Raw genomic sequence first — 11,642 nt, 5'->3', positions numbered from 1 at the left:
CCTTACTTGCCGCGGCGGAGGTCGACGCCCAGGTCCAGGTCCTCCACGCGGATGGGCAGCGAGGTTTCGAGCGACTGGTTGCCGGCGATGCCCACGGACACAGAACGCAGCCCGTCGAGGTAGCCGGAGGGGCGGCCCAACGGGTCTTCGCCCGGGCCGTTGAAGAGGTCCGAGAGCAGGAGCTCATCGCCCCCGCCGTGGCCGCCTTCGCCATTGACGATCGGGACCTCGTACGCTGCCTCCCAGTGGCGTTGGACCACCAGCCGTTCACCATTGCGGCGCACGGCGTCCTCTTCCTCCACGGGGGTTGCGCTCGGGTCCACCACGGTCTTCTTGTCCGTGCTGTGCAGGACGGCGGCGCGTTCCACCACTTCGAGCTCAGCCCGGCCTTCCGTGCCGTTGACCGCCACCCGGTACCCTTCCCACGGGCTGTGCGCGTTCAGGGAGTAGCTCAGGCGCGGCCCGCCCTGGTACTCAACCACCAGTGCCAGGTTGTCCTCGATGGTGATGCCGCCGGTGAAGACGTCCTGGTCGCGGCGGTAGCCGTCGTAGTGTTCGTTGTCCAGGAAGAGCGCCTTGAGCCGCTCGTCCTCCCGGAGGTCCAGCGCGAACGGGTCCTTGTCACCGGCGGGCGCACCGGCGTCGGGTGTTCCGCGCTCGGGGCGGGGGCCCAGCCCGCGTTCGGCGGCGTTCTTGTCGCCATAGAATTTCAGGCCGCCGGAGGCGAAGACGCGCTCCGGGACGTCGTCGATCCACCAGTTGACGAGGTCGAAGTGGTGGGACGCCTTGTGGATGAGCAGGCCGCCGGAGTTCTTCTTCTCGCGGTGCCAGCGGCGGAAGTAGTCGGCGCCGTGGACCGTGTCCAGGACCCAGCTGAAGTCGATCGAGGTGACCTTGCCGACCACGCCGCTCTGGATGATTTCCTTCAGGGCGCTGTTGCGGGGCGAGTAGCGGTAGTTGAACGTCACCACCACATTCCGGCCGGTTTCCTGGACCGCTTTGGTGATGCGGCGGCAGCCCTCGGCATCGATGGTGAGCGGTTTCTCCACCACCACGTCCGCGCCGGCCCGGAGGGCTTCGACGATGTAGTCGGCGTGGGTGTAGTCCGGAGTGGTCACCACGACGCGGTCAATGTTGTTGGCCTGGATAAACGCCGTCAGGTCCGCCGGATCGAACGAGGCAATGGGGCCGGGAGCGCCGAGTTCCTGGATGAGGCCCTGGTAGAACTCCACGCGGCCGGGGTTCACGTCTGAGAACGCGACCAGTTCCGCGGTGTCGGCGTGCTTGCCGAACACTGCGCGGATGTACATTTCGGAACGCCCTCCGGTGCCGACCAGGGCAAGGCGCGCTTTGCGGCCGTCGGAGGTGGCGCTGCCGGCAGCCGTGTGGGGAGCAGCTGCGGCCGACGTCGTCTCGGCTGTGTTGACCATGTGGGGTACCTTTCGAAAGCTCGTTGCCCGGCCGCCGGGACGGCCGCTGCGGTTCGGCGGTGGCACTCTGCTGCACCTGCCTGAGAAAGCGTTTTCTCAGTTCGCTATAGAAGTTGTATCAACCCGCCCGCCCATCCGTCAACCACTTCGGGCGCTGACAGAAAGCGTTTTCCGGCCCAACGCCGCGCTGGCGCCCTCCCCGGCGGAAAACTGCCGGGAAAAGGATAGAAATCGCTTTCCGGCTGCCGTATATGCTGTCTTCCAAAGCACCTGCCACCCGGGGCTTGTTGGCCCGGCGCGTGCCGCGGCCGGCAGCATCCGTCCGGAGTGGCGCGAAAGAAGGGTTCCCCATGGCCAGGAAATCGGCAAGCGGCCGGATCGGCATCGCGGATGTCGCCGTGAAGGCAGGAGTCTCACACGCCACGGTTTCGCGTGTCATGAACGGGAACTTCACCGTGGACCCGGACATCGCCGCCAGGGTCCGCGCAGCCGCCGCCGAACTGAAGTACCAGCCCAACCCGGTGGGCCGCAGCCTCGCACTGGGGAAGACGGACACCATCGGCATCGTGGTGCCGGACTTGGCCAACCCCACGTTCCAGGCGATCCTTCGCGGCCTCAGCCGGGCCGCGGCACAGGATGGCTACCGGGTGCTGATCGCGGATTCGTTCGAGGTTTCCAGCGAGGAGTCCATCCTGGCCGGCGAAGCGCGCCGCCGCTGCGACGGACTGGTCCTCTGCGCACCCCGCATGTCCGATGCCGAACTGACGGAGATCGCGCCGTCCCTGCACCCGCTGGTGCTGATCAACCGCACCACGGCCGCGCCGGACGTGCCCAGCCTGGTGGTGGACTACGGGCAGGGCGTCCAGGACATCGCCGGACACCTGGTGGAGCTGGGGCACACCCGGCTGGCCTTCCTGGCGGGGCCGCCGCGGAGCGCATCCAACGGCATGCGGCTCAAGGGCCTGGAGGCATTCAAGGCCGCCCACCCGCAGGTGGAGGTGACCATGCTCGAGGGCGGCTCGGACTTCGACACCGGGCATGAAGCAGTTGACGCGGTCCTGGCGAGCGGGGCCACCGGCATCCTCGCCTTCAACGACCTCGTGGCCATGGGCCTGATGAGCGGACTGCATGAACGGGGCCTGGATGTGCCCGGCGACATCTCAGTGACCGGGTTCGACGACATCCCCTTCGCCAAATACACGACGCCGGCGCTCACCACCGCGGCCGTCCCCATTACCGAACTGGGCGAGCAGGCCTGGCACCAGCTCCGGGCATTGATCCGCAAGGAAGGGAACGAGGTGCCCGGCAGCCGCTTCCAGCCCCGACTGGAAGTGCGGGCCAGCAGCGGCCCGGCCAAGGCGCCACGGAGCGCCGTCCACGGCTAGGGTTCCCGGGACCCGGCCCCCAGGCCCGCTTCCTGGTAATACCCCTCGATGTGGGCCGCCACCAGTCCTGCCGCCCGGCCGCCGTCGCCCTTCCGGACCGCAGCGAGGATGGCGTGGTGCTCGGCGCGCAAACGGGAGGCGGTGGCGTCCCAGTCGGGCAGGTTTGACGTCAGCTCTGCAGCGTAGCCCTGGATGGCCTCGCGGAGGGATCCCATCATGGCACTGACCACCGCATTGCCGGCGGCGCTGGCCAGCGCGAAATGGAAGCGGACGTCGAGGGCCAGGAAGTCACCGACCGAGAGGCCTTCCGCCTGGTCCATCCCGGCCAGCAGGGCCGCGGCCTCGTCGAGTTCGGGGGCATCCGGCCTGGCCTTGCCCGCGGCCCAGGACTCCAGCAGGACGCGGGTCTCCACAATGTCCGCCACGGGCAGGTGCTGGGTGGCAACGTGCAGGCGGAGGGCCGAGCCGAGCGCCGCGGTGGGGTCCGAGATGACCACCGTCCCGGCATCGGGACCGGACCCGACACCTGCACGGACCACGCCCATCGCCTCGAGGATCCGGATGGCTTCCCGCACCGACGTCCGGGAGACCTTGAGCTGCTCGGCGAGGGTCCGTTCGGCCGGCAGCCTGCCGCCGACGGCCAGCCGGCCGGCAGAGAGTTGGTCCTCGATCCACGCCAGGACCAGCTGATGGGTTCGCATACGGCCAATGGTAGTTGATGTGGTTGGACCACATGGCCTACAGTGTGGTTGGACCACAGGAGGACGCCATGACCCACATCATCCAGCCCGGCAATCCGGAGGCCGCCCCGGCCCCGGACACCACGGACATTCCCGCAGCGCCCGCCCCTGCCGAGGCGCCGGCGTCGTCCGCCGTGCCCCCTGCCCTGAAGCGCCGCGTGCCCAAGTACGCGGACCTCGCTCCGCTGATGCAGTTCAAGAAGCCCGAGTTCAGCAAGGACGCCCGGCTCAAGCGGGCCAGCACCATCTGGGAACTCCGGGACATCGCCAAGCGGCGGACGCCGCAGGCTCCCTTCGACTACACGGACGGAGCCGCCGAGGAGGAAATCACCCTCCGCCGGGCCCGCCAGGCCTTCCTGGACATCGAATTCCGGCCCGGGATCCTGCGGAACGTCTCAGCCATCGACCTCAGCACCACCGTCCTTGGCAAACCGTCCCGGCTTCCCGTCGGCATCGCTCCCACCGGATTCACCCGGATGATGCAGTCCGAGGGCGAATACGCCGGGTCCCGGGCCGCCGAGGCAGCGGGCATCCCCTACACGCTGTCCACCATGGGCACCGCGTCCATCGAGGACGTGGCCGCCGCTGCACCCAACGGCCGGAACTGGTTCCAGCTGTACCTGTGGACGGACCGCGACCGTTCACTCGAACTGATCGAACGCGCCGCCAAGGCCGGCAACGACACCCTCATGGTGACCGTGGATACGGCCGTGGCCGGCGCCCGCCTCCGCGACGTCCGCAACGGCATGACCATCCCGCCTGCATTGACCCTGAAGACTGTCCTGGACGCCTCCTACCGGCCTGCCTGGTGGTTCAACTTCCTCACCCACGAGCCGCTGACCTTCGCGTCGCTCTCGCGCTACACCGGCACCGTAGCGGACCTGATCAACTCCATGTTCGATCCCACGCTCACCTTCGAGGACCTGGACTGGCTGCGAGAGACCTGGAAGGGCAACCTGGTGGTCAAGGGCATCCAGACGGTGGAGGACGCCCGCCGCGTCGTGGACCACGGCGCGGACGGCGTAGTGCTCTCCAACCACGGCGGCCGCCAGCTGGACCGGGCCCCCATCCCGTTCCACCTGCTCCCCGAGGTCAAGGAGGCCTTCACCAAGGACAACACGGACGCGGCCATCATGCTGGACACCGGCATCATGAGCGGCGCCGACATCGTGGCCGCCCTCGCCCTTGGCGCTGACTTCACCCTGATCGGGCGCGCCTACCTCTACGGCCTGATGGCCGGCGGCCGCGCCGGCGTGGACCGCGCCCTGCAGATCCTGGAGAAGGACATGGCACGCACCATGGCCCTGCTGGGCGTCAGTTCCGTTTCGGGGCTCACGCCGGACCATGTGAGGCTGCTGGGGCGGTAGCCGCTATTTCTTGCGGCCGAACTTGGGCAGGTTGGGGAGGTTTGCCAGCAGGTCCGCGGCTTTGGTGGCCGCGCGGCCAACACTGCGTCCAATCTGCTGCGGAACGCTGTCGTCGCTCAACGGTGCTGCGGTTCCGCCGGGGATGACGACGGCGGGGCTCAGCTCTGCCCCCTCCCGCGCCAGGACGGCCGCCGCGGCGTCCTCCTGGCCCTGCGCCGCGTGCCCAGGTTCGACGGTGGCGGGCGCCTCCGTCGGGCCTGCTGCGGCCGCCGCTGCTGGCCGGCCCTTCGCTGCAGCTGCAGTGTTCCCTGCGGCGGTGTTTGCGGAGGCGTTCTTTGGCGATGCGCTGGTTGGCGAGGAGGCAGCCTTGGCGGCCGTCCCGACGTCGAACGTCTCCAGCCAGCTTGCGATGCCTTCCAGCGGGCCCCGGTTCAAGGCGTAGTACCGCTTTTGGCCCTGCGCGCGCATGCTCACCAGCTGCGCTTCCCGCAGGACCTTCAGGTGCTTCGAAATGGTGGGCTGGCTGGCGTCCAGTTCCTCCACCAGCTCCCCACTGCTTTGTCCCCCGTCCGGAGGGCCACCAGGATGTCCCGCCGGGTGGATTCCGCTATGACGGCAAATACGTCGTCTGTCACCATGCCTCCCACCCTAGCGACATATACGCCGAAAGGCATCAACTATTTCGGTATCCCAGTGTCCCGTTGCGGCACCTGAGCCGCTAGTCGAACCAGGGGTCCAGCCCGTGCAATGGGAACACGGCCTTGCGGGTGGCCATGACGGTACGGTCCACGGCGTCGTTGGGGTCGAAGCCCACTTCCCAGGACCGCCACCACAGCTCCACGTCATCCCCCATCAGCGCCGGGGGCACGGTCCCGAATTTCTCCGCCACATACTGCCGCCAGTCCTCGGGGACGGCGATGCGCAGCGGCACGGGCCGTCCGGCGGCGATGGCCACCAGGTGGCTCCAGGCGCGCGGCACCACGTCCAGGACGTTGTACCCGCCGCCTCCGGTGGCGATCCAGCGGCCCCCGCAGAACCGTTCGGCAAGGTTCGCGACGGCGTTCGCGGCCTCGCGCTGCCCGTCGACGCTGAGATTGAGGTGGGTGAGGGGGTCGCTGCGGTGTGAATCGCAGCCGTGCTGGCTGACGATGACCTCCGGTTCGAAGGCGCCTACCAGCTGCGGCACGATGGCGTAAAAGGCCCGGAGCCAGCCGGCGTCCCCGGTGCCGGCCGGCAGGGCAACGTTGACGGCTGTTCCCTCCGCTGCGGGGCCGCCGATTTCGTTGGCGAACCCAGTTCCGGGAAAGAGGGTCAGTCCTGTTTCGTGCAGCGAGAGCGTCAGGACCCGGGGATCGTCCCAGAAGATGTTCTGCGTGCCGTCGCCGTGGTGGGCATCGACATCGATGTAGGCCACTTTTCCGACGCCGCCGTCGAGGAGCCGCTGCACGGCAAGCGCGGCGTCGTTGTAGATGCAGAATCCACTGGCGCGGTCCCGGGAGGCGTGGTGCATGCCGCCGCCGAAGTTGACCGCATGCACGGCCCAGCCCTCCAGCACGCCCTGGGCGGCCATCAGGGATCCGCCCGCGAGCCGCGCCGCGGCCTCATGCATTCCCGCGAAAGCCGGGTCATCCTCGGTTCCCAGCCCCCGGGACTCGTCCGGCCGGGAGGGGTCGGCGCTGACCCTGCGCACCGCGGCGACATAATCCACCGAGTGAACCGCTTCCAGTTCCGCATCGGAGGCTGTCTCCGGTGCCTGCACGTCCACGTGGTCCAGGTCGAACAGCCCCAGGCTCCGCGCCAGGCGGGCCGTCAGGTCCATCCGTTCCGGTGCCATGGGGTGGCCCGGACCAAAGTTGTAGGCAGTCATGTCAGGGCTCCACGCCACCATCGTCGGCGGCGCGGGCTGGCTTAGACCGGGCAGATATGTCATCAATCACAGGCTACCCGAGCCCGCCGGACTCCCAGCCAGGCCATGAAGCCGGGCTTTAGTGGTTTACTACTGGGGGAAGCAGTTTCGACCGAGGAAAAGCCACACATGACGCAGAGCCAGTCAAGGCCCCGGACCCCGGCCAGCTGGCACCCCCCAGCGCAGGAGCGGGAGGGCCTCTGGATCTTCACGCGGCTTCGCGACTTCATCGACGACATCGCCAACACCTCCCCTGCCAGGCTTGCCCTGACGGCGTTCGCCGCGGTCTGCGTGGTGTTCACGTTCCTGCTGTCCCTGCCCATGGCTTCGGCCGACGGAACCGCCACCCCCATCCACGAGGCCATGTTCACAGCTGTCTCGGCCGTCTGCGTGACGGGACTTACGGTGGTGTCGACGGCGGTGCACTGGTCCTTCTTCGGCCAGCTGGTGATCCTGGTGGGCATCTTCATTGGCGGTTTGGGTACCTTGACGCTGGCCTCGCTGCTGGCGCTGATGGTGAGCAAGCGGCTGGGGGTGCGCGGGAAGATCATTGCCGCCGAATCCATGAACAACGCCGGCCGCCTCGGCGAGGTGGGCACCCTGCTCCGGATCGTCATCACCACCTCCGTGGTCATCGAGGGCGTCCTGGCCCTGGCGCTCGTTCCCCGGTTCCTGACCTTGGGCGAGCCCTTCTGGCAGTCCGTGTGGCATGGCATCTTCTATGCCATTTCGTCGTTCAACAACGCCGGCTTCACCCCGCACTCTGACGGCATCGTGCCCTACGAGACGGACCTGTGGATCCTCATTCCACTAATGGTGGGCGTCTTCCTGGGCAGCCTGGGCTTCCCCGTGGTGATGGTCCTCCAGCAGAACGGCTTGAACTGGAAAAAGTGGAACCTGCACACCAAGCTCACCATCCAGGTATCGCTGATCCTGCTGGTGGCCGGGGCGTTCCTCTGGGCGCTGATGGAGTGGGACAACGTCCGGACCATCGGCACCATGGATGTGGGCGACAAGATCACCCACGCGCTGTTCGCCTCCGTCATGACGCGTTCCGGCGGCTTCAACCTGGTGGACCAGAACCAGATGGATTCGACCACCATGCTGCTGACGGACGCCCTGATGTTCGCCGGCGGCGGTTCCGCATCCACGGCGGGCGGCATCAAGGTCACCACCATCGCCGTGATGTTCCTGGCCATCGTCGCCGAGGCCCGCGGAGACGCGGACGTCAAGGTCTACGGCAGGACCATCCCGCAAGGAAGCATGCGGGTGGCCATCTCGGTGATCGTGGCCGGCGCCACCCTGGTGTCAGTGTCCGCTTTCCTGTTGCTGGCCATCAGCGGCCAGTCGCTTGACCGGGTGCTGTTCGAAACCATTTCCGCGTTCGCCACGGTGGGCCTGAGCACCAACCTCAGCGCCGAGATGCCCCCTGCCGGCGTCTACGTCCTCGCAGCCCTGATGTTCGCGGGCCGTGTGGGAACCGTTACCCTCGCAGCCGCTTTGGCCCTGCGCCAGCGCAGCCAGTTGTACCACTACCCCGAAGAGAGGCCCATCATTGGCTAGTTCCACAGACGCCCCGCGGCGCCCCGCCCACAATGCCCCGGTGCTGGTGATCGGGCTGGGCCGCTTCGGATCATCCACGGCAGAGCAGCTGGTCAAGCAGGGCCGGGAAGTACTCGCGATCGAACGCGACCGGAACCTGGTGCAGAAATGGGCCCCGCTCCTGACCCACGTGGTGGAAGCTGACGCCACCAACATCGACGCACTGCGCCAGCTGGGGGCGCAGGAGTTCAGTTCCGCGGTGGTGGGGGTGGGGACGTCCATCGAGTCCTCCGTGCTGATCACCGTCAACCTGGTGGACCTGGGAATCGAACACCTCTGGGTCAAGGCCATCACCCCCTCGCACGGCAAGATCCTGACGCGGATCGGGGCCAACCACGTGATCTACCCGGAGGCCGACGCCGGCGTCCGGGCAGCCCACCTGGTCTCCGGCAGGATGCTGGACTTCATCGAGTTCGACGACGACTTCGCCATTGTGAAGATGTACCCGCCGCGCGAGACCGTGGGGTTCACGCTGGACGAGTCGAAGGTCCGCTCCAAGTACGGTGTGACCATTGTGGGCGTGAAGTCCCCGGGCGAGGATTTCACCTACGCCCGGCCCGAGACCAAGGTGTCTTCGCGGGACATGCTCATTGTCTCCGGGCACGTCGACCTGCTGGAACGGTTCGCCGCCCGGCCGTGACGTCCCCGGTGGTTGGGTTTGTCGAAAGCGGATTTCGACAAACCCAACCTCCGCTACCCAAGCTGCTTGGTGATTTCCGCTGCCCGGTCCGCTGCCGCCTTGGCGCCGGCGGCGATGATGGCCGGGATGCCTTGTTCGTCGAACGTGGCGATGGCCCGTTCCGTGGTGCCGTTGGGGCTGGTGACAGCTTTGCGCAACGCGGAAGGGTCAGCACCCGGTTCGGCGAGCATGAAGCCTGCGCCGGCCACCGTTTCGCGGGCCAGGAGCAGGGACAGCTCGCGGTCCAGGCCCAACTCCTCCCCCGCCGAAGCCATGGCCTCGGCCAGGTAGAAGGCGTATGCCGGCCCCGAGCCGCTGATCGCTGACAGCGCATCCACCTGCTCTTCGGGCACTTCCACCACAGTCCCGGCGCCCTGCAGTATGTCCTTGACCTTCCGGAGCTGCCCGGGCGTGCAGTGGGTTCCCGGTGACACGGATACCACACCGCGGCCCAGCTTTGCCGGCGTGTTGGGCATGGTCCGGATGACCGGCTGGCCGGCGGGGAGCGCGGCTTCGAGTTGGGCGATGGACACTGCCGCAGCCACGCTGACCACCACGGTGTCCGGCGAAAGGGCCGGGCCGATTTCCCGGGCCAGGTCAGCAATTCCCACCGGCTTGACGCCAAGGATGACGACGGCGGATCCCTTGGTGGCTTGTTTGTTGTTGTCGGGTTCTTCCTCGCCGGCGATCGCGGTAATGCCGGGGTACCGTTCGGCGAGTTCCGAGGCGCGCTCCGCGCGGCGGACGGTGGCCACCACATCCCGGGGTCCGTCCCGGCCTCCAGCAGGCCGCCGAGAATGGCCTCGTTCATGGATCCACAGCCAAGGAATGCAATTCGGTTGCTCATGCCTCCATCATTGCAGTACGCATGCATTCACAGGCAACTCCCATGTTCAGCGCAGGCAGCGCACAACTTGGAGTCCTAAGGTAGTTATTACCTCATTGAGGGTGCGAGTGATGCGGCAGGCATGGGGATGCCTGCCAGGGCACCGGTGGCTCGGCAACAGGTTTTCCCCCATTTTCCTGTTGCCGGCCCCGGTGCTTCCGCAGTTAAGCGCTACTGGAGGCGCTGCCCGGCCAGGCCGAACGTTTGGGTGCTAGATGGCAGGTTCCACCGGGCGGGACGCGGCCACATGGGGCGCCGGTTCCAGCGGCCCGGCGAAGACCAGCTGGTCCAGGCGGCGCAGGATGAGCCCTTCGCGCAGGGCCCAGGGGCAGATGCGCAGCTTCTTGAACTTGAACATCTCCAAGGCCGCCTCGGCCACCAGGGCGCCGGCAAGGAGCTGGTGCGCCCGCGCTTCGGATACACCGGGGAGGTGCAGCCTGTCCTCCGAGCTCATGGCCGAGATCCGCTGGGTCCAGATGCCCAGGTCCGAGGCGTGCAGTTCGCGCTTTACGTAGGGGCCCTCAGCGCTGGGTGCAGCCCCGGCGATCCGGGCCAGGGACCGGAAGGTCTTGGAGGTGCCCGCCACCACGTTCGCCCGGCCGAGGCCGTCGAATTCCCGGACAGCGGGCTTGAGGGTGGCCCTGATGTAGCGTCGCAGTTCCTTGACGCTTTTGGCCGACGGCGGGTCCTCGGGGAACCAGTCCCGGGTGAGCCTGCTGGCGCCAAGCGGCACGGAGGTGGCCACCTCCGGAAGCTCGTCCTGGCCGAAGGCCATTTCAAAGGAGCCGCCACCGATGTCCAGGTTCAGGATGGGGCCGGCGCCCCACCCGTGCCAGCGCCGTACCGCGAAGAACGTCATGGACGCTTCCTCGCTCCCGGTGAGTTCCTGAAGGGTCACCGTGGTCTCGTGCTTGACCCGGGCCAGCACGGCGGGGCCGTTGGTAGCCTCCCGGATGGCCGACGTACAGAATGCCAGCAGGTCTTCGGCCTTGTGCCGGGCGGCGAACTCCCAGGCCTCCAGGACGAACTCGGTCAGCTCATGCTGCCCCTCGTCGCTGATGCTGCCGTCCGGTTCAAGGTATTGGACCAGGGACAGCGGCCGCTTGTGGGACGCAAACGGGACCGGCTGCGCACCGGGATGCGCGTCTACCAGGAGCAGGTGGACGGTGTTGGATCCGATGTCGAGGACGCCTAGACGCATGGGGACATTATTGCTCGTCGGCGCGCTTGAAGTCCCGCCGGATGTTCGCCACGCCTTCGGGATCGATCTCGAAGCCGTAGGCGGCACCGGGGTTGATCACCATGCCCAGTTCGTCGCCGAGGTTGGCGATGATGGCCGCACCCTGGGTGCCCAGCACGTTGGGTGCGGCTTCCAGGTACTGCTGGTCCACCCGGGTGGGGTGTGAGAAGACGGCGAGGACGGGGCGGCCGTCCGCGTTGGCAAGGACCAGCGGCTCAACCTGGGAGTCCACTCCTTCCACCGTGTCCGAGCTGATGATGTAGACCTCGCTGTTCAGGAAGGACAGGATGACGTCCACGGGATTGGCGTCTTCCTGCCCGCCGGTGGCGAGCTTCTCCTCAAGGTCGTTGAGCGGCTGGAGATCCGTGTGCGCGGGCTGTTCAGTCATACCGTCTACCCGATCACGA

The 11,642-nt window shown here is 67.5% G+C and carries 9 protein-coding genes and 2 pseudogenes; 4 read left to right on the top strand and 7 right to left on the bottom strand.

Features of this window, described 5'->3' with window-relative positions:
- Positions 1 to 2 precede the first annotated feature (2 nt).
- Positions 3 to 1,430: a Gfo/Idh/MocA family protein gene (locus tag ACX5I6_RS08690; RefSeq protein WP_461840186.1), complete on the bottom strand. Its 1,428-nt coding sequence runs from the start codon at positions 1,428 to 1,430 to the stop codon at positions 3 to 5.
- A 350-nt stretch (positions 1,431 to 1,780) separates the two neighbouring features.
- Here ACX5I6_RS08690 and ACX5I6_RS08685 point away from each other — a divergent pair, with 350 nt between their 5' ends.
- Positions 1,781 to 2,815: a LacI family DNA-binding transcriptional regulator gene (locus ACX5I6_RS08685; protein ID WP_285246994.1), complete on the top strand. Its 1,035-nt coding sequence runs from the start codon at positions 1,781 to 1,783 to the stop codon at positions 2,813 to 2,815.
- Here the strand turns inward: ACX5I6_RS08685 and ACX5I6_RS08680 are convergent.
- Positions 2,812 to 3,516: a FadR/GntR family transcriptional regulator gene (locus ACX5I6_RS08680; protein ID WP_461840185.1), complete on the bottom strand. Its 705-nt coding sequence runs from the start codon at positions 3,514 to 3,516 to the stop codon at positions 2,812 to 2,814. The genes ACX5I6_RS08685 and ACX5I6_RS08680 overlap by 4 nt on opposite strands.
- A gap of 68 nt (positions 3,517 to 3,584) precedes the next feature.
- Between ACX5I6_RS08680 and ACX5I6_RS08675 the strand changes: the two genes are divergently transcribed.
- Positions 3,585 to 4,922 carry an alpha-hydroxy acid oxidase gene (locus ACX5I6_RS08675; protein WP_461840184.1) on the top strand — a complete coding sequence of 446 codons (1,338 nt, stop codon included), beginning with the start codon at positions 3,585 to 3,587 and terminating at the stop codon, positions 4,920 to 4,922.
- A gap of 3 nt (positions 4,923 to 4,925) precedes the next feature.
- Here the strand turns inward: ACX5I6_RS08675 and ACX5I6_RS08670 are convergent.
- Together ACX5I6_RS08670 and ACX5I6_RS08665 are read right to left on the bottom strand one after the other, a co-directional pair.
- A pseudogene (locus ACX5I6_RS08670) lies at positions 4,926 to 5,560 on the bottom strand (ArsR/SmtB family transcription factor).
- An 80-nt stretch (positions 5,561 to 5,640) separates the two neighbouring features.
- Entirely contained in the window at positions 5,641 to 6,852 is a 1,212-nt protein-coding gene (locus ACX5I6_RS08665; protein WP_461840183.1) for an acetoin utilization protein AcuC, read from the bottom strand.
- Positions 6,853 to 6,957: 105 nt separating this feature from the next.
- Here ACX5I6_RS08665 and ACX5I6_RS08660 point away from each other — a divergent pair, with 105 nt between their 5' ends.
- Complete coding sequence (locus ACX5I6_RS08660) at positions 6,958 to 8,391, top strand: TrkH family potassium uptake protein (RefSeq protein ID WP_461840182.1); 1,434 nt, start codon at positions 6,958 to 6,960, stop codon at positions 8,389 to 8,391.
- 40 nt (positions 8,392 to 8,431) lie between these two features.
- Positions 8,432 to 9,070: a potassium channel family protein gene (locus ACX5I6_RS08655; protein ID WP_018761823.1), complete on the top strand. Its 639-nt coding sequence runs from the start codon at positions 8,432 to 8,434 to the stop codon at positions 9,068 to 9,070.
- 53 nt (positions 9,071 to 9,123) lie between these two features.
- On the opposite strand, the pseudogene proC reads toward ACX5I6_RS08655, so the two are convergent.
- From proC to ACX5I6_RS08640, 3 genes and pseudogenes are all read right to left on the bottom strand, one after another.
- A pseudogene (gene proC / locus ACX5I6_RS08650) lies at positions 9,124 to 9,956 on the bottom strand (pyrroline-5-carboxylate reductase).
- 250 nt (positions 9,957 to 10,206) lie between these two features.
- Positions 10,207 to 11,196 (bottom strand): Ppx/GppA phosphatase family protein, encoded by a 990-nt coding sequence (locus ACX5I6_RS08645; protein ID WP_018761825.1) that lies wholly within the window; start codon positions 11,194 to 11,196, stop codon positions 10,207 to 10,209.
- Positions 11,197 to 11,203: 7 nt separating this feature from the next.
- Positions 11,204 to 11,623 carry an SseB family protein gene (locus ACX5I6_RS08640; protein ID WP_018761826.1) on the bottom strand — a complete coding sequence of 140 codons (420 nt, stop codon included), beginning with the start codon at positions 11,621 to 11,623 and terminating at the stop codon, positions 11,204 to 11,206.
- Between the last annotated feature and the right edge of the window lie 19 nt (positions 11,624 to 11,642).

This window comes from Arthrobacter sp. MMS24-T111 (assembly GCF_054888995.1).
The sequence above is the reverse complement of the archived record's forward strand: the minus strand, read 5'-3'. Positions and strand labels throughout refer to the sequence as shown.

Coding starts and splice junctions, on each gene's coding strand:
- ACX5I6_RS08690 (WP_461840186.1), bottom strand. CDS start 1,430: ATGGTCAACACAGCCGAGACGACGTCGGCCGCAGCTGCTCCCCACACG.
- ACX5I6_RS08685 (WP_285246994.1), top strand. CDS start 1,781: ATGGCCAGGAAATCGGCAAGCGGCCGGATCGGCATCGCGGATGTCGCC.
- ACX5I6_RS08680 (WP_461840185.1), bottom strand. CDS start 3,516: ATGCGAACCCATCAGCTGGTCCTGGCGTGGATCGAGGACCAACTCTCT.
- ACX5I6_RS08675 (WP_461840184.1), top strand. CDS start 3,585: ATGACCCACATCATCCAGCCCGGCAATCCGGAGGCCGCCCCGGCCCCG.
- ACX5I6_RS08665 (WP_461840183.1), bottom strand. CDS start 6,852: ATGACATATCTGCCCGGTCTAAGCCAGCCCGCGCCGCCGACGATGGTG.
- ACX5I6_RS08660 (WP_461840182.1), top strand. CDS start 6,958: ATGACGCAGAGCCAGTCAAGGCCCCGGACCCCGGCCAGCTGGCACCCC.
- ACX5I6_RS08645 (WP_018761825.1), bottom strand. CDS start 11,196: ATGCGTCTAGGCGTCCTCGACATCGGATCCAACACCGTCCACCTGCTC.
- ACX5I6_RS08640 (WP_018761826.1), bottom strand. CDS start 11,623: ATGACTGAACAGCCCGCGCACACGGATCTCCAGCCGCTCAACGACCTT.